Here is a 17,366-nt window from a genome sequence, read left to right as displayed (position 1 = left end):
ATCATAAGGACTAGGCGGTGCAACCGAATCTTTTTTCAAGACAACCGCCATCTTTTCGCTCATTTGTCATTGCGGTGATTACATGTTTGGTGGTGCTTTTCTTTGATTGGCGCATGCCTTATGTAATTCAACCTGCAAGGGATGTCTTGTACGCCGCGTATAATCCAATTTATGCGCTGGCAAGCTATCCTGTACTGTCGCGAGAATGGCTTAACCAACAAACCAAATCTGAAGCGCAATTGCGACGTGAAAACACCGCAATGCAAGCTGAACTGCTACAAGCACAAGTCCGCCTCCAAAAACTTTCAGAACTCTCTGCGGAAAATAACCGTTTAAGAGGGCTGTTAGATACGCCGTTAATTATTGATGGACGTATGCAAATTGCTGAAGTGATTGGAACCGATGCAGACCCATTGCGGCATATTATTATCATTAACCGTGGTGCGGTCGATCATTTAAAAGTCGGACAAACAGTTTTGGATGATAAAGGGATTATGGGGCAGATTATTAATGTCTATCCTCATAGTGCACGGATCATGCTGCTCTCTGATAAAGAACACTCATTGTCTGTACGTTTAGAGCGGACAGGTATGCGTGCGATTGTGTCAGGTACAGGTGATTTGGGGCAACTCAAAATGGAATATGTACCGACTAGTGCCAATATTCAGGTCGGAGACAAAGTGTTTAGTTCGGGTTTGGGTGAACATTTCCCTGCGGGTTATCTAGTCGGAACCGTGTCTAAAGTCAGTCGTCATACTTCGGGTGAGTTTGCCGAAATTGATGTGAAACCAACGGCGCAACTTGCCAGCGGTCATCATGTGGTGGTTTTATTTTCTGAATCCTTAGCGCAGGAGCAACCGTATGCCGATCGCTAAGCTCAATTATGAAAAACGCAAAGACCCACTATGGATGATTATTTTATCCATTGTGATTGCTTCGGTATTGATGGTTTATCCAATGGCCTATGAGGCTTCAGGATGGCGTCCGTCGATCATGCTTTTGATCATGCTGTTCTGGATTCTTTACCAGCCCGTCTGGTGCGGGGTCTGGTTTGCCTTTGGTATGGGGCTTTTTGCTGATCTGTTGCTTGATGCACCTTTTGGTCTAAATGCGCTGAGTTTCGTACTCATCACTTTTGGTATCCGTTATTTAATTCGTGAACGTCGTATTTTGACTTTTGGTAATTCCTGGGTGATTGCGGTGATTGCGGCTGTTGTACATATTACATTCTTGTGGATTAGTCAGACCATTGCGGGTACACATTTTTCGATTGCGCGCCACTGGCAACCGGTTGTGACCAGTGTATTGGCATGGCCTCTGGTTTATTATTGTTTACATAAATGGCGCATATAATTCTTGCATCAAGCTCGCCGCGTCGGCAGGAGCTACTACAGCAACTGGGTTTGGACTTTGAAATATTTAGTCCAGATGTCGATGAAGCGGTGCATGATGGAGAAGCGGTTGAGCATTATGTTGAACGCTTGGCCAGAGATAAAGCGCAAGTTGTTTTAAAGAAATATCCTGCTGCAATTGTAATTGCAGCAGATACGAGCTTAAGTTTTGCTGGACAGATTATTGGCAAGCCAGAATCAAAGCAACATGCTTTTAGCATCTGGTCGGCACTTTCTGGACAATGGCACGATGTCTATTCTGGTATTTGTGTGGCAACTGCGACTCAAATATTGAGTACTGTAGTCAGAACGCAAGTTGAGTTGCAGCAACTCAGTCATGCAGACATGGAACAATATTGGGCCACGGGTGAGCCGATAGGCAAAGCGGGTGCATACGCAATACAGGGTATTGCAGCGCAGTATATTCCGCAAATCCGAGGCAGTTATAGTAATGTCGTTGGTTTGCCTTTGCATGAGACAGCACAGTTATTAGAAAGGGTTAAAGCACTACGCTGACACTTTCGGGTATAAGAATTTTTATAAAAGTTTTGAGTTTGTTATGGCAGAAGAGTTGCTGATTAACGTCACGCCGATGGAATGTCGTGTGGCATTGATTGAAAATGGTACGGTCAATGAATTATTCGTTGAGCGAACTGTAAAACGTGGGTTAGTGGGTAATATTTACAAAGGCAAAGTCGTACGCGTATTGCCGGGTATGCAAGCTGCCTTTGTCGATATTGGTTTGTCTCGAACCGCTTTTTTGCATATTAACGATATGGTGTGGTCGCGTTCGCAGCCGACTCCAAATGTCTTTGAGTTATTACATCCTGGGCAAATGCTGACCGTCCAAGTCATGAAGGACATGTTGGGCACCAAAGGTGCGCGCCTGAGTACTGATCTTTCCATTCCATCTCGTTATCTGGTGTTGATGCCGTATGGTAACCATATTGGGGTATCACAGCGAATCGAATCAGAAGATGAACGTGATCGTTTACGTGGCATCATTGAACATATTCAGGCAGAACATAATTTACCAGGTAGTGTGATTGTTCGTACTGCCGCAGAAGGGGTGGATGAAGCCGCAATTGCGCAGGACATGTGCTATCTCAGTAAGTTGTGGGAATTTATCCAGCGCAAGCAAAAAGAAGCGGCAACAGCTGAACTGATCTTTGAAGAATTACCTCTGCCACAACGCATCGTACGTGATCTTGCCAGTGATGAAACCGCGAAGATCTATGTTGATTCGCGTGAGATTCATGGCAAGCTCAGCGAGTTTGTTGATGAATTTGTGCCGACGATTCAAAACCGTTTAATCCATTATCCGGGTGAAAAGCCACTTTTCGACTTGTATAACGTTGAAGAGGATATTCAAAAAGCCTTACAAACGCGTGTCGCACTGAAATCTGGTGGTTATCTGATGATTGATCAGACTGAAGCCATGACCACCATTGATGTAAATACAGGCTCGTATGTTGGTGGGCGCAGTTTAGAAGACACCGTATTTAAAACCAATATGGAAGCGACCCAAGTGATTGCAAGACAGTTACGTCTGCGCAATTTGGGGGGCATTATCATTATTGATTTTATCGACATGCAAGAAGCTGAGCACCGTGAAGAAGTGATGCGTCAGTTTGAACGCATGTTGGAACGTGATCACGCCAAGACCAAAATTACTCAGGTTTCTGAGCTTGGTCTGGTCGAAATGACCCGTAAACGCACGCGTGAATCTTTGGAGCATTTGCTCTGTGAATCCTGTCCAACCTGCCAAGGGCGAGGATATGTGAAGACTGCAGAGACAGTATGTTACGAGATATTTCGAGAGATATTACGTTATGCGCGTGCATTTGATTCCAAGGGTGGCTTTACTGTCGTTGCACATCCAGCAGTGATTGATCGTCTATTAACAGCAGAAGCCCCAGCTGTCGCGGATTTAGAACATTTCATTAATCGTGTGATTAAATTCCAAGTGGAAAATCTATATACGCAAGAGCAATACGATATCATTTTAACCTAAAGTTGTAACAAGATTTCGCTTAAGCCTTGTTACAACTGAAATTTTACTTTCTATCACGAATTTTAAATACTAGAACCATAAAATGAGCCATAGGTACTTTTAGGTCCCTTAGCAAATAATATGAGGTATATAACCATGAATGTGAGTGAAAGATTAGTGAACCACGGTTTCAAGCATGTTTTGGACAGTAATCCTGTAAATACATGTTATATGGTCGACAGCCAAGGTAAAGAAGTTCAGATTACCACGGCAATGATTCGTTCAGCCTGCCATCAACTACTACAGCGTTGCCGCACAATCAAAAAATAAGGGGCCACTGAAAGCCCCTTAATTTTTTCTCTATGATTAATTCGCCACTTTTTGTGGTAAATCTTGAATTGCTTGTTCAAAGCGTTGAATTTCTTCTTCTAAATGGGTGAGTAGATTTTGCATTTTTGGTAAAGCATTACGACATGCAATTAGACCCACTTCCAGTTTATCTAAATAACTAGTCATAGTGATATTCAGTGCCTGTCCATCCATCACAATCGATGCAGGATAGAGCGCATCGAGCTTCGCCCCATTCCAATACAAAGGTTCACGTGGGCCTGGGACATTGGAAATCACCAGATTAAATGCCTGACGTTTGGGCAGCATGCCTGACGCAATATTTAAACCTGCTGGTCCATACACCACCGCACTATAGTTCAAGATTTCATTGGCAGTCATACGACTAAAACGCTGTTTTGAGTTTTGTACGCTGCGGCGAATAATTTCTAAACGCTCAATTGGATCTTCAATATGGGTCGCCAGATTTGCCAAAATCATGGTAATACGGTTACTGACATCTGAATCATCAGTACGCAGTGATGCAGGGACCATCGCAATCAACGGTTTCTTTGGCAGACTATTGTGGCTGAGTAGGTATTCGCGTAAAGCGCCAGAGCAAACGGCTAAGATCACATCATTCAGTGTTACGCCCAATGATTTGGCAATATGACGGAAACGACCTAGCTCAAACGATTGAGCAGCAAAACGACGTGAAGAACTTACTCGTTGGTTCAAAATCGAGGGTGGGGCTTGAAAGGTCGAGACATAGTCTGGATTTTTGCCCATTTCTCTAAATATGGTTTGAGACAGTTCCTGCATGACTTTAGGCGCAACTTCAAGCTGCGATTTAATCCCTTCCATCACGCCTTTGATTTTGCTGACTGTTGGTGGTTTTGGCGCTTTGAGACGTTTGGTTCGTTTGCCTTCTACACACCACAATGGCACCACATGCTTTTCATTTGGATCTTGCGAAAGTGATTTTTCAATCAGACGCATACCTGCGACGCCGTCTACCATGGCATGGTGAATCTTGAAATACATGGCAAAACGGTTGCCTTCAATGCCTTCAATAATGTCACAGGTCCAAAGTGGTTTGGCACGATCAATTAAAGAGCTATGTTGCTGTGAAATATAAACCAGTAATTCACGGATACGCCCTGGATTGGGTAGTGCAATATGGCGGAAGTGGTGGTCGAGATCAAATTCGCTGTCTTCACCCCAGAATAAACCATTCAGTTGATTGTTAAATGGCGGTACAGGGATACTTTTTGATTGGCGAATTTCATTGACGAGATCGTGCACAAACGTCGGTGACGCATTCTCTGGAAGCTCGAATAAAAACAAGCCACCTACATGCATAGGCTGTTGTCTTTTCTCTAGCGAGAGAAAGATAAAATCAATGGGGTGTAGTGGGCGCATAGCAGATCTAGCCTCTCATCGCATTTTTTTCTAAGATACTCTCTAGGAGCTCTTATTAGAATTATTGGAACCGTTCTGCGCAGTATATACTGTTTGTTCTGGTTAAAATATGACTTTAGACAAGCGAGTCAGGAAAAATAAAACCACTGATGAATCAGTGGTTTTATTTTAATGGGGGATTTGATTTAGTGACTGAGATGTAAACCACATTCGCGGTGTTCTTCACCTTTTGTTGGATCAAAATAATCTTCATTATCAGGTAAGTTATGCTTTTGCATATATTCCCAAAGGTCTTTTGAGGTCCATTTTAATAGTGGCGCAACTTTGATCAGACCATCTGGATTAAGACTTACAGGATCCATTTCTGCACGAACGGCTGTGTCTGTAGCGCGTAAAGCTGTAAACCAAACTTTTGGTGCCGTCTCACGTAATGCACGCTCAAAAGGTTCTAATTTTACTTCAGCAGTAAATGCCTCATGTTTAGGATCGTCCAGTGCTGGAACAGGCCCTTCCAATGCTTCGCGATGTGCGCGTGAACGTTTTGGTAAATAAGTGAGAAGGTTAAGATTTAAGAGTTTGGTAATTTCATCAACATACTTATAGGTGGTTTCAGTGTTGTAGCCATTATCCATCCATACCACTTGGATATCTGGTTTAACACGGGTCAACATATGTAAAATGACAGCTTCAAATGGACGGAAATTCGTTGTCACAATAGCTTTTTCATTTAAGCTTAATGCCCATTCAACTAATTTTTCAGCATCGTTGCCCAATTCGCTATTGATTTGATCCAAGTTTAAACTCATAACGCGTTGCCTTTTCTTATCGTCGGTCTTTATCGTATACACGACACACTACCTCATATAGTAATGCAATTATGTCGAGTCGGATATGTCCGTAAAGCAAATTCTTATTCAAAAAATCTATGGCTAGCGTATGAAAAAAGGGCAATTGCTTAATACATCTCCATGCTAAACTAGCGCAATTTTTAACACATAAGGTACTTGGATAAGCATGGAAATCGTATGCCTAGATCTTGAAGGGGTGTTAGTTCCAGAAATCTGGATTAACTTTGCAAAAAAAACAGGGATTAAAGAACTCGAAGCAACTACACGTGACATTCCAGATTACGATGTACTGATGACACAACGTCTGAATATCTTAAAACAGCACGGCTTGGGATTGAATGATATTCAAGCTGTGATTGCAGATATGGGACCATTTGAAGGCGCGAAAGAATTTGTTGAATGGGTGCGTACCCATTTCCAATTGATTATTTTGTCCGATACTTTTTATGAGTTTGCACATCCATTAATGAAGCAATTGGGATGGCCGACTATTTTCTGCCATAAGCTTGAAACTGATGAAAATGGCATGATCACCGCATATAAATTACGTCAACCTGATCAAAAGCGTCAGGCAGTAAAAGCATTACATGGCTTGAATTTCCGTGTCATTGCAGCAGGTGATTCATATAACGATACTACGATGCTCGGTGAAGCGGATCATGGTTTCTTATTTGATGCACCAGCCAATGTGATTGCCGAATTTCCGCAATTTCCACCATTGCATGGTTATGATGCATTAAAACAGGCGATTCGTTCGGTATCGCAACGTGATATTCCTGAATAATGAATTCTCCTCAGCTTTCTTTTAAGTATGTTGGGGAAAATTGAAAAATAAAAGGCGCCAAATAGCGCCTTTTATTTTGGGTCGATAGTTAGAATTTATACCCAATCTTTAAGCCATAAGCGATGGCATCATTATTTTCAAATTCAGCCACATAAGCAGGTGTATTGAATTGCGAACCTGATTGTGCTTTGGCATCGCCGAGCCAGAAGTATTTCACCCCACCCGCAATAAAGGTTGTAGGCGTCGGGCTATATTGAACACCGATACCGACATTCCAATAGCCTTCAGTTGGGCCTAATGTGGTGACTGGGTTACCTGCACCAGAGTCCCAGCCTACCGATAAATTACCGGCCCATTGCTCATTCAGTTTACGACCGACACCCGCAGTAATCGAGTATTGATCTTCAGTATAGGCAACCAGATCAAAACCGTCTTTTTTACCTGTTGAAGCAACGATTGGCGGTAAAGTTGAAGCAGCACCAAATTTATAGGGACGAATGGCAAAGTCTTTCCAGTTCACCCAGCGTAAATTCGCAAATGCAACGGTGTCTGCCATAATCCCTGTTTGGAAATCAAGATTAACCGACTGAGGGGTGGTGATTTCAGTTGTACCCTCTGAATGATTAATTTTATTTAAAATTGCATCAAAACCTGCATTGCCAGTCATACCCGCAATGCCATGCGTTTCATAGGCATTCATTTCATGTTTGATTTTGGCGCGGTAAGTCAAAGATGCTTTGAGCGCAATTTCAGGAATTTGATAAGCAACACCCGCTAACCAGCCAACAGCTTCATCTTTACCTGTTTTAAAGTCATAACCGCTGTAAGCACTATAGCTTTGACCACGTAATAGCACAGTACTGTCTAAGGTTTGATAAACTGCCCCCGCGTAGAGGTTCCAGTTTTGATTTGGCTGGTAACCGAATAACAGGTTTAAGTTTTCAGTATCTACGGTAACTGAAGTACCACCTTTAAATGGTAGAGGTCGACTTTCGATAAAGTTACTTTTGCCCGTATATTCAGCATCAGCACCATAAGGTTGGTCATAGATCAAACCAATCGAGAATTTGTCGGTTGCTTGAATTTTTAAGGCAGCATTTGGCGAGTAGTAATGATTCGCCATATTGCCAGTATTGTTTTGTGATGTGTCCTGACCTGATACATTGGGATCAAGAACCGTAATACCCGCTTCAAAATAATTATTTGGCTGTAAAAAAGCGGCAATAGACTGGCCTGAGCGATCCAGTGCTGCGGCAAATGTTGTCGTTGTTGGAACTAAGCTAAGTAGAAGAGCCGTTTGAATAGCATTCAGCTTCATTAATATGTTCTCTCAAATCACTTTGTAACAGAATGGCGCGGAAAGTAACATAATTTTTATGCGCTTAAATATTTTACAAATGTCAATAAATGAACTGATGAGGTCACGAAAAATGGTTGAGCATTCAAGTTTTATCTTGGTGTTTCTATGATTTGAAATGAATATTGAATTTTGATCTATAGTTTTGATTTTATTTATTAAAGCACAATAAAAAAGGCCATCCGAAGATGACCTTTCTTTTATAAATTCTAATTAGAATTTATAACCAATTTTCAAACCATAAGCGATTGCATTATTGTCTTCAAACTTGGCAACATATTCATTACCGCCAGCTTGAGCACCAGTTTGTGCTTTGGCATCACCTAACCAGAAGTACTTCACACCACCCGCAATAAAGGTTGCAGGAGTAGGGCTATATTGAACACCTAGACCCACATTCCAATAACCTTCTGTTGGACCAAGAGTAGTTACAGGGTTGCCTGCACCAGAATCCCAACCTACCGAAACGTTACCCGCCCATTGATCGTTGAGTTTACGACCAACACCCGCATTTACAGACCATTGGTCATCAGAGTATTCAACTAAGTTAAAGCCATTTGGACGACCAACTAAGCCACCAATCTGTTGAGATAATAAGCCAAATTTATACGGTTGGATTGCAAAGTCTTTCCAGTTCACCCAACGAACGTTAGCAAATGCAACAGTATTCGCCATGATGCCTGTTTGGAAATCTAAGTTAACAGATTGAGGTGTGGTAATTTTAGTCTTTTTACCAGCACTACCTTCTTCAAGTGCTTGAGCTTGAGCCAAAGCTTCTGCTGGTGTAATGCCTAATAAGCCAGCTAACACAGCAGGATTGCTCGTTAGCGCTGAAGTAACAGCAAATTTTTCATTGATATTGACTTTATGATCAATTTCAGAGCGATACGTTACTGATGCTTTTAATGCAATTTCAGGAATTTGGTATGCGGCACCGACTAACCAACCCGCACCACCAGTTTCTTTAATATCTGCATCGTAACCGTTATAAATACTGTACGCAGTACCACGAAGATTTACTTTACCTTTTACAGTTTGATATACACCACCTGCATAAAGATTGAGGTTTTTAACGGGTTGGTAACCGAAAACCAATGAAATATTTTGGGTATCAACTTCTACACCAGTATTACCAACGCCTAAAGATGCATTTGCATCAGCAAGGCCTTTTTGCAATGCCTTAACTGGGGCACTGTTTAAGAAACCTTGAGTGACTGCTGCTTGAGCTTGAGCTGGGGTCATGCCACCTTGTACAAGGCCAGCAATCTGTTGTTGACCCGTTGGAGATGTTAAGTAATCACTTACTTTCTTTTGTAGTAAAGCATTTGTTCTTTCAACAGGTAAAACAGTATCAGAGCCAGGATTTGATACAAAAACGTTATTTCCTGTGTATTGAGCATCGGCACCAAATGGTTGGTCATAAAGAAGACCAAAAGAGAAATTGTCAGTTAACTGTAGTTTTAAAGCAGCACTTGGGAACATGTAATCATCACCCATATCCCCGATTTTACGGGTGGTCGATGATGTACCAGCTTCTTGGCCTTTAACTGTTGGGTCTAGAACCGAAAGACCCGCCTCAAAATAGTTACCCGGTTGTAAAAATGCAGACATAGATTGACCTGAACGGTCTAACGCAGCTGCAAAAACTCCAGTTGCAGGTAGCGTTGCTAAGATCATGGCAGTGCTAAGATGTTTTAATTTCATTGTAATCTTTCCTTGAACTTCAAGATTCTTAAGTGTTAAGAAGCTATGATCTGACAACAAAAAAGTTATCTATCGTGATTGGCTATAACTTCATGTAACAAAAATACCATAATTAAAATAAGAGTAAATGTTCTAAATGAACTAAACAGTACGCTGGTTTAGATGAAAATGGATAAAAATAAATCTTAAAAAATTTATATACATATGTGTTTTTATTTGTAAAATAATGATAAATATAAATTATTATTTTAAAATAATAATCGTTCTTTTTTGCATTTTTCCAAAAAAAGTTTTTTATTTGGTCAAAGATTTTTTGTAAAAAATGAGATTTATTTCTCCATATTTTCTTTTTAGCTAAAAATTTCAGCGTATTAGAACAAAGTTGAATAATTTTACGCAGAATTTACGTTTCCTGCTTTTTTCAATATAGAGAATTTACGTTCCCAATTTCCATACTAAAGCTGAACTATTTTTAAATGGCATATGCTATGTGGGAATTTATCTCTGTATTTGTCTTTTCATTACTGCTTGCGTATCCGCTAGGGGCTTATCTTGCCGATGTGATGCAAGCAAAGCCAATGAAAAGTGACGCGTTGTTTAAATGGATTGAGCGGCCCATTTATGCGGTGCTGGGTGTCAAGCATAGTGGAATGAATTGGCGGCAATATTTAACAGCATTTGTGCTCAGTAATATTTTATTGCTTGCTGCAAGCGTCAGCATTTTAATGACTCAAGCATGGCTACCACTCAACCCTGATCATATTCCGAATATGAATTGGGATCTGGCTTTACATACCACCATTTCGTTTCTGACCAATACCAACCAACAACACTATTCAGGACAGGCTCAACTGTCTTATCTATCGCAAATGACCGTGATTGTTGGCTTGCAATATTTGTCGCCAATTATTGGACTGGCTTTACTGGTGGCAATGTTGAGAGCTTTGTTTTTGCAATCTGGCAACGAAGAGGGCTCGAATAAAAAAGATGGAAATACGATTAATTTAGGTAATTACTGGATGGATATCATTCGACCATTATTTAGATTCTTTATTCCGCTCGGCTTAATTTTTTCTTTGCTGCTTACTTTTCAAGGCGTTCCTGCAACATTATCCGCTGGTCCAACTGCACAGGTTTTAGCGCCTACAGCAGAAGTACAAACTCAACATATTCCACTGGGTCCAGTTGCCCCCATGGTTGCGATTAAACAACTGGGAAGTAACGGTGGTGGTTGGTATGGTCCGAATAGCAGTGTGCCATTGGAGAATCCAACCCCCTTATCCAATGTGATTGAGATGCTCGCGATCTTACTGATTCCTCTATCAGTCGTGTTTATGATTGGTCGCTTTATTCAACGTAAGAAATTGATGTGGATGATTTTTGGCACCATGCTATTCATGTCATTGGCTTCAACCTCATTAACGTTGTGGACTGAAAAATCTTCGTTGATTGCAAACACGGCATTGATGGAAGGTAAGGAAGTCCGCTTTGGTACAGAGGCATCGGCACTGTGGGCAAGTTTGACCACCCAAGTGAATAACGGTTCGGTCAATATGATGCATGACTCTGCCTCACCACTCACGGGATTGGTGGAACTGTGCAATATGCTGATTAATGCCATTTGGGGTGGGATTGGCTGTGGTCTATTACAGTTCTTTATTTACCTGTTCTTGGCTGTATTCATTGCAGGCTTGATGACGGGACGTACCCCTGAGTTGTTTGGTCGAAAAATTGAAGTCGCTGAAATTAAGTTGTTAGCGCTGGTGATTGTATTACAACCTGTAGTGATTCTGGGTTTAACTGCGATTGCCATTGCATTTCCATCGATTACAGGGAATTCAAATCCAGCCTTCCATGGCATTAGCCAAGTGTTTTATGAGTATGTCTCTGCTTATGCCAACAATGGTTCTGGTTTTGAAGGTTTAGGCGATAACACGCTCTGGTGGAATCTGAGTGCCAGTATTGCTCTGTTGGCAGGCCGTTATAGCGTCTTGATCATCCCTGTGTTGATTGCAGTCAGTTTAGCAACCAAACCTCAAGCAACCGAAAGCAAAGGTTCTTTACATATTGAGTCACCGACCTTTGCACTGACCTTAATTGGGATCGTGTTGATTCTCACCTTGTTGCAATTTATGCCCGTGTTGGTGATTGGGCCAATTGCTGATTATTTATCTGTGCTATCTGTGAAAGTTTAAGCGTGGAGCGACAACAATGAAACATTCAAATGCGACACAACAAATGGATATTTTGAATAAAGAAATTATTCAGCAAACTTTTCATAAACTGTTGCCACAGTATGCTTTTAAAAATCCAGTGATGGCCTGTGTCTGGGTGGGTACAATCTTAACGATTGTCGCAACCTTGATGGGGAGTACCAGTTTCGGTTTTGGTCTGCTGTTGAGTCTGATCTTATTGGTGACAGTACTATTTGCTAATTATGCAGAAGCGGTTGCTGAGGCCAAAGGGCGTGGGCAAGCTGCATCTCTACGTCAGGCCCGTGAAAACTTAACCGCAAATCGTATCCTCGATTTAAATGCTGTACCGAATACGATTTCTGCCAATCTGCTTAAAAAAGATGATCTGGTCATCGTCAAAGCCGGTGAAATTGTTCCTGCGGATGGCGAGATTATTCAAGGCTTTGCGACCATCAATGAATCAGCTGTTACAGGGGAGTCTGCGCCCGTATTGCGTGAAGCCAATACGGATCGTTCAGGCGTGATTGGCGGCACTAAGGTTTTGTCAGATGAAATTATTATTCGCGTGAGTAATGAAGCTGGTCATAGTTTCCTAGACCGTATGATTGCCTTAGTTGAAGGTGCCAATCGCCAAAAAACACCGAATGAGGTCGCGTTAAGTATTTTGCTCAATATTATGACCATTACTTTTATTGTGGTGGTGGCAAGCTTACCCTTTATTGGTTCAATGGTCGGGATTAAAATCAGCATCGTCTTGTTGATTGCTCTATTGGTATGTTTGATTCCAACCACAATTGGGGGCTTGCTCCCTGCGATTGGGATTGCTGGGATGAACCGTGCGCTCAAAGCCAATGTCTTAGCCAAATCAGGGAAAGCAGTTGAAGTTGCAGGTGATATTGATGTGCTGCTATTGGACAAAACCGGCACGATCACTTATGGCGACCGCCAAGCGACAGCTTTTTATCCATTGGCTGGCGTGAGTCCAACTGAATTACGTCAAGCCGCAATGTTGACGTCTTTCGCTGATCCAACCCCTGAAGGTAAATCTGTGGTGAGTTTGGGTAAAGAAATGGGCGAGAGCATTCGTGAGCCTCAAGATGCAGAATTTATCCAGTTTAGTGCATCAACACGTTTGTCTGGTGTGGACTTAGCGACTGGACAAAAGATTCGTAAAGGTGCTGTCGATGCCATCCTTAAATTTACCAATCAAGAGATCAAAGACAACATTGAACTCAAAACTCGTGTCGAGCAAGTGGCTTCTAAAGGTGCAACACCACTCGTAGTCGCTTCAAATCACAGTATTTTAGGGGTGATTGAGCTATCAGATGTGATCAAGCAGGGTATTAAAGAACGTTTTGCGCTGTTACGTGAGATGGGTATTAAAACCATTATGGTTACAGGTGACAATCCGTTGACTGCAGCAGCGATTGCAGCAGAAGCGGGGGTGGATGATTATATTGCAGAAGCCAAACCTGAAGATAAATTGGCTTGTATCCGTAAAGAACAAGCTGCGGGTAAACTGGTGGCAATGGTCGGTGATGGTACCAATGATGCACCTGCCTTGGCACAGGCAGACATTGGCTTAGCCATGAACTCAGGCACTCAAGCCGCGAAAGAAGCTGGCAATATGGTAGATCTGGACTCTGACCCAACCAAGTTGTTGGATGTAGTTGAAATTGGGAAGCAGCAATTGATTACCCGTGGCGCCTTAACCACCTTTTCTTTAGCAAATGATGTCTCCAAGTACTTTGTCATCTTACCTGCATTGTTTGCGGTGGCCATTCCACAACTTGGGGTGCTGAATATTTTGCAACTCAGTAGTCCAAGCAGTGCAGTAATTTCAGCCTTGATTTTTAATGCACTGATTATTCCAATGTTGATCCCATTGGCTTTAAGAGGGGTGCAGTTTAAACCTGCCAGTGCATTGCAATTGTTACGCCGTAATATGTTGATTTATGGGGTAGGTGGGGTGATCTTTCCGTTTATCGCGATCAAGCTCATTGACCTTGTTGTGTCTGTATGGATTTAGGAGTGAGAAATGAATACTTTATTGAATCATGAGCAATTGAATCAACAGGACTTGGCATTATCGGGTCAAGGACATTCAGTTCTACGTCCTAGTCTTGGTCTGATAGCCGTGGGTTTCCTAATTGCAGGAGTGCTGTATGCTACGGCTAGTGTTTCTATTGCACAGCTACTCTTTCCAGTGCAAGCCAATGGCAGCTTAATCGAACTGGATGGCAGAATTGTGGGTTCAAGTTTGGTGGGGCAAAATTTTGTTGGTGAACAATATTTCCATGGTCGCCCCAGTGCGGTAAGTTACAGTGTAGATGGAATGGCGGGAAGTAATTTAGCGGTTTCTAATCCTGACTTACAAAAACAAATTAAGGAAAGAACGGTGCAATTTGCCCAGAACAATCATATTTCAGAACAGCAGGTACCGAACGATATGGTGACAGCATCAGGTAGTGGGATTGACCCTGATATTTCACCTGAGAGTGCATTGTTACAGGTGAAGCGAGTGGCGCAACAACGTCATTTAGCAGAGCAACAATTGCGAGATTTAGTACAACAACAGATTCAGCCTGCACAGCTTGGTTTATATGGACAAGCACGAGTCAATGTACTGCAGTTGAATCTAGCCTTAGATCAATTGTCATCTACACCTCGTTAATAGAGCGCACTTATGCAGATTGATCGTAATAACAAAGCAGATGCGTGGTTGGCACATAGTCAACGCGAACAATCTGGACGTTTAACCATTTTCTTAGGCGCAGCACCTGGCGTAGGTAAAACCTATGCCATGCTGACCCGAGCGCATGAACTGATGCAACAAGGGCAGCATGTGATGGTCGGGGTGGTTGAAACCCACGGTCGATCTGATACCGAGCGTTTGATTCAAGGCCTCAATGTAATTCCAAGAAAGGCTGTGGAATATCAAGGCCGTATGCTGGAAGAGATGGATCTTGACCAAATTCTTAAATTAAAGCCTGAAATCGTGTTGGTGGATGAATTGGCACATCGCAATGTGCCAAACAGTCGGCATGAATATCGTTGGCAAGATGTCAATGAACTGTTGGATGCAGGGATTGATGTTTATAGCACTTTAAACATTCAACACCTGGAAAGCCTGAATGATGTGGTCTATCAAATTACAGGCATTCGGGTCAGTGAAACAGTTCCCGATGCGTTATTAAAACGCTTGAAAGACATTCGTTTGGTTGATTTGCCTGTACCTGAGTTATTAGAACGCATGAATCATGGCAAAATTTATTTAGCCGATGTTGCACCCCATGCGCTACAGGGATTTTTTAAGCCGGCACATTTAACCGCTTTACGGGATTTAGCGATTCAAACCGTTGCAGGGCAAGTTGAAATTGATTATCGGGAAAAATTTGTTGCACAAGGGCAGATTATCCCGATTCAAAATCATGTGATGTTAGCAATTGATGGTTCTGAGTTTTCTGAGGATTTGGTTAGGCGGGCACATCGTATCGCAGAGAGACGCAATGCGATGTGGAGTGTAATTTCAATTCAAAAGAGCCAGAAAACAACAACACAAACCTTAGCCGTAACCAAGGCATTTAACTTGGCGCGGAAACTCGGTGCAGATACCTATTTGTTACATAGCAATCATATTGCATCGACCATTTTACAGGCGGCCTATGATTATGGTGCATCCAATATTTTACTCGGTAAAAGTCCTCAAAAATCGTTTTGGCAGCGTCTGTTCTCAGACCATATTGCTGATCAACTTTTAGAAAAACAGCACCCTTTTGAGATCACCTTCGTTCAACCATTAAAAACGAAATCTAATGAACCGAAACCGCAGATAGATAGCACACGCGTATCGTGGTCGGCACAAGCACTGGTTTTTAACCCACGTGAGATCATTGAAAGTAGTTTGATTGTCTTATTGGGCTTAATTGCGGCAACAGTGAGTGATCATTTTATTGGGTATAGCGAATTGGCTTTGATTTTTGTGGTCACCGTGTTGGTGGTTGCGATGCGGGCGCGGATGCTGATCACCATTTTGAGTGTGGTGATTTGTTTCTTGCTTTATAACTACTTTTTTATTGAACCTCGATTTACCTTGCGCATTAGTGCTGAACGTGGCGTGATCACCATTGTTATCTTTATTGCTTCGGCCTTGTTGGTGGGGCGTTTAGCCAATCAATTACGCGCTCAGGTTCTTAGTTTACGTGCTGCCAACTCAGTGTCTTTACAAATGCAAGAGTTGGAGCGGAAGTTATCTAGCTGTGTCGATATTGAACAGGTTTTAAATATTGCCAAACAACATTTAGAGAGTTGTTTAAATGCAACAGTGTGGTTGAGAATTGGCACACAGGAGTTAGGCGATAGCAGTGTGTTGAATGAAAAAGATCAAATCGCGGCCAATTGGACCCAGAAAAATGCCAAGCCTTGTGGGCGTTTTACCAATACGCTAACCCAATCCGAATGGTGGTTTAATCCACTAAATCTGGTGGGAGGCTATGGGGTGATCGCACTTCGATTTAATCAAAAAACAGAAACAATCAGTTTTGAGCAGCAACGGTTGGCGGAACTGATGATTGATGATATTGCACAAACCACGTCACGGGTACAGTTGTCTTTACAGTTAGAAAACTCCCGTGTGGTAGCAGAAACTGAAAAGTTACGTTCGGCATTATTGTCATCTGTCTCTCATGATCTACGTTCCCCCTTGGCTGCAATGATCGGATCAGCAGATAGTCTGAAATACTATGGTGAGCAGATGCCAGCAGAGGATCGTGAAAGTTTATTGGACACCATTCATGTTGAAGGTGAACGCTTGGATCGTTATATTCAAAATCTGCTGGATATGACCCGATTAGGTCATCAGGGTTTAAGTCTAAGTCGTGACTGGATTGGCGTAGAAGAACTGATCGGATCGGCGACACAGCGACTGAAGCGCTATCAGCCCAAGATTAATATTGACGTTACAATGACAGATAACTTGCCACAATTATTTGTGCATCCGGCCTTGATTGAGCAGGCCATCTTTAATGTGTTGGAAAATGCAGCCAAATTTTCACCTGATGATGTGCCAATTGAGGTCAGGATTTATCAAGAAGATCAGTTCCTACAAATTGATATTATGGATCAAGGCGTCGGAATCCCTGAAGATGAGCGAGAGCAAATTTTTGATATGTTCTATACCATGCAACGTGGTGATCGGGGCAAAACTGGAACAGGTTTAGGTCTTGCTATTGTTAAAGCGATTATTGGGGCGCATATGGGCAGTATCGAAGCACTCGCAGGGACATATGGTCAGGGCACCTTAATTAGAATACGATTACCACTTCATCAGGATTAAAACCACTGTT

Annotated in this window: 14 protein-coding genes; 10 read left to right on the top strand and 4 right to left on the bottom strand. The window is 42.2% G+C overall.

Annotated features, from left to right (window positions below):
• The first annotated feature begins 17 nt into the window (after positions 1-17).
• The 5 genes from mreC (at position 18) to V6E90_RS13865 (ending at position 3,714) form a co-directional block, all read left to right on the top strand.
• Positions 18-875 carry a rod shape-determining protein MreC gene (gene mreC, locus V6E90_RS13885; RefSeq protein ID WP_016541422.1) on the top strand — a complete coding sequence of 286 codons (858 nt, stop codon included), beginning with the start codon at positions 18-20 and terminating at the stop codon, positions 873-875.
• Positions 862-1,353: a rod shape-determining protein MreD gene (mreD, locus tag V6E90_RS13880; protein WP_332605665.1), complete on the top strand. Its 492-nt coding sequence runs from the start codon at positions 862-864 to the stop codon at positions 1,351-1,353. Before mreC ends, mreD begins: the two co-directional genes overlap by 14 nt.
• Positions 1,341-1,907: a Maf-like protein gene (locus V6E90_RS13875; protein ID WP_016660179.1), complete on the top strand. Its 567-nt coding sequence runs from the start codon at positions 1,341-1,343 to the stop codon at positions 1,905-1,907. The genes mreD and V6E90_RS13875 overlap by 13 nt, the downstream gene beginning before the upstream one ends.
• A 43-nt stretch (positions 1,908-1,950) precedes the next feature.
• Positions 1,951-3,405, top strand: coding sequence for a ribonuclease G (rng, locus tag V6E90_RS13870; RefSeq protein ID WP_016541421.1), 1,455 nt, complete (start codon positions 1,951-1,953; stop codon positions 3,403-3,405).
• A 135-nt stretch (positions 3,406-3,540) separates the two neighbouring features.
• Positions 3,541-3,714 carry a PA1571 family protein gene (locus V6E90_RS13865; RefSeq protein ID WP_004775299.1) on the top strand — a complete coding sequence of 58 codons (174 nt, stop codon included), beginning with the start codon at positions 3,541-3,543 and terminating at the stop codon, positions 3,712-3,714.
• A 36-nt stretch (positions 3,715-3,750) separates the two neighbouring features.
• Here V6E90_RS13865 and V6E90_RS13860 read toward each other — a convergent pair whose 3' ends face one another.
• Together V6E90_RS13860 and V6E90_RS13855 are read right to left on the bottom strand one after the other, a co-directional pair.
• Positions 3,751-5,133: a WS/DGAT/MGAT family O-acyltransferase gene (locus V6E90_RS13860; RefSeq protein ID WP_016541420.1), complete on the bottom strand. Its 1,383-nt coding sequence runs from the start codon at positions 5,131-5,133 to the stop codon at positions 3,751-3,753.
• A 185-nt stretch (positions 5,134-5,318) separates the two neighbouring features.
• On the bottom strand, positions 5,319-5,939 hold the full coding sequence (locus tag V6E90_RS13855; RefSeq protein WP_332605664.1) for a phosphoadenosine phosphosulfate reductase domain-containing protein: 621 nt from the start codon (positions 5,937-5,939) through the stop codon (positions 5,319-5,321).
• Positions 5,940-6,147: 208 nt separating this feature from the next.
• Between V6E90_RS13855 and thrH the strand changes: the two genes are divergently transcribed.
• A complete protein-coding gene (thrH, locus tag V6E90_RS13850; protein WP_016541418.1) occupies positions 6,148-6,765 on the top strand; it encodes a bifunctional phosphoserine phosphatase/homoserine phosphotransferase ThrH in 618 nt (205 codons plus the stop codon).
• A gap of 88 nt (positions 6,766-6,853) precedes the next feature.
• Here thrH and V6E90_RS13845 read toward each other — a convergent pair whose 3' ends face one another.
• Entirely contained in the window at positions 6,854-8,083 is a 1,230-nt protein-coding gene (locus V6E90_RS13845) for an OmpP1/FadL family transporter (protein WP_332605663.1), read from the bottom strand.
• A 252-nt stretch (positions 8,084-8,335) separates the two neighbouring features.
• The gene (locus V6E90_RS13840) at positions 8,336-9,826 is read right to left on the bottom strand and encodes an outer membrane protein transport protein (protein WP_262756696.1); all 1,491 of its coding nucleotides are present in this window, start codon (positions 9,824-9,826) and stop codon (positions 8,336-8,338) included.
• Between the two features lie 488 nt (positions 9,827-10,314).
• Between V6E90_RS13840 and kdpA the strand changes: the two genes are divergently transcribed.
• The 4 genes from kdpA to V6E90_RS13820 are packed head-to-tail and all read left to right on the top strand — an operon-like array spanning position 10,315 to position 17,356.
• Positions 10,315-12,021: a potassium-transporting ATPase subunit KdpA gene (gene kdpA, locus V6E90_RS13835; RefSeq protein WP_332605662.1), complete on the top strand. Its 1,707-nt coding sequence runs from the start codon at positions 10,315-10,317 to the stop codon at positions 12,019-12,021.
• A gap of 16 nt (positions 12,022-12,037) precedes the next feature.
• Positions 12,038-14,050, top strand: coding sequence for a potassium-transporting ATPase subunit KdpB (gene kdpB / locus V6E90_RS13830; protein ID WP_332605661.1), 2,013 nt, complete (start codon positions 12,038-12,040; stop codon positions 14,048-14,050).
• A gap of 9 nt (positions 14,051-14,059) precedes the next feature.
• Complete coding sequence (gene kdpC, locus V6E90_RS13825; protein ID WP_332605660.1) at positions 14,060-14,695, top strand: potassium-transporting ATPase subunit KdpC; 636 nt, start codon at positions 14,060-14,062, stop codon at positions 14,693-14,695.
• A 12-nt stretch (positions 14,696-14,707) separates the two neighbouring features.
• The gene (locus V6E90_RS13820) at positions 14,708-17,356 is read left to right on the top strand and encodes a sensor histidine kinase KdpD (protein WP_332605658.1); all 2,649 of its coding nucleotides are present in this window, start codon (positions 14,708-14,710) and stop codon (positions 17,354-17,356) included.
• Positions 17,357-17,366 lie beyond the last annotated feature (10 nt).

The organism is Acinetobacter sp. ESBL14, from assembly GCF_036668815.1.
Classification (GTDB): Bacteria; Pseudomonadota; Gammaproteobacteria; order Pseudomonadales; family Moraxellaceae; genus Acinetobacter; species Acinetobacter gyllenbergii.
This window is presented reverse-complemented; position numbering and strand designations above follow the sequence as displayed.

Excerpts from the sequence above, each read along its gene's own strand:
- kdpB (WP_332605661.1), top strand. The coding sequence starts at position 12,038 with ATGAAACATTCAAATGCGACACAACAAATGGATATTTTGAATAAAGAA.
- V6E90_RS13875 (WP_016660179.1), top strand. The coding sequence starts at position 1,341 with ATGGCGCATATAATTCTTGCATCAAGCTCGCCGCGTCGGCAGGAGCTA.
- V6E90_RS13820 (WP_332605658.1), top strand. The coding sequence starts at position 14,708 with ATGCAGATTGATCGTAATAACAAAGCAGATGCGTGGTTGGCACATAGT.
- V6E90_RS13865 (WP_004775299.1), top strand. The coding sequence starts at position 3,541 with ATGAATGTGAGTGAAAGATTAGTGAACCACGGTTTCAAGCATGTTTTG.
- V6E90_RS13845 (WP_332605663.1), bottom strand. The coding sequence starts at position 8,083 with ATGAAGCTGAATGCTATTCAAACGGCTCTTCTACTTAGCTTAGTTCCA.
- thrH (WP_016541418.1), top strand. The coding sequence starts at position 6,148 with ATGGAAATCGTATGCCTAGATCTTGAAGGGGTGTTAGTTCCAGAAATC.
- kdpA (WP_332605662.1), top strand. The coding sequence starts at position 10,315 with ATGTGGGAATTTATCTCTGTATTTGTCTTTTCATTACTGCTTGCGTAT.
- mreD (WP_332605665.1), top strand. The coding sequence starts at position 862 with ATGCCGATCGCTAAGCTCAATTATGAAAAACGCAAAGACCCACTATGG.
- V6E90_RS13855 (WP_332605664.1), bottom strand. The coding sequence starts at position 5,939 with ATGAGTTTAAACTTGGATCAAATCAATAGCGAATTGGGCAACGATGCT.
- rng (WP_016541421.1), top strand. The coding sequence starts at position 1,951 with ATGGCAGAAGAGTTGCTGATTAACGTCACGCCGATGGAATGTCGTGTG.
- kdpC (WP_332605660.1), top strand. The coding sequence starts at position 14,060 with ATGAATACTTTATTGAATCATGAGCAATTGAATCAACAGGACTTGGCA.
- V6E90_RS13860 (WP_016541420.1), bottom strand. The coding sequence starts at position 5,133 with ATGCGCCCACTACACCCCATTGATTTTATCTTTCTCTCGCTAGAGAAA.
- V6E90_RS13840 (WP_262756696.1), bottom strand. The coding sequence starts at position 9,826 with ATGAAATTAAAACATCTTAGCACTGCCATGATCTTAGCAACGCTACCT.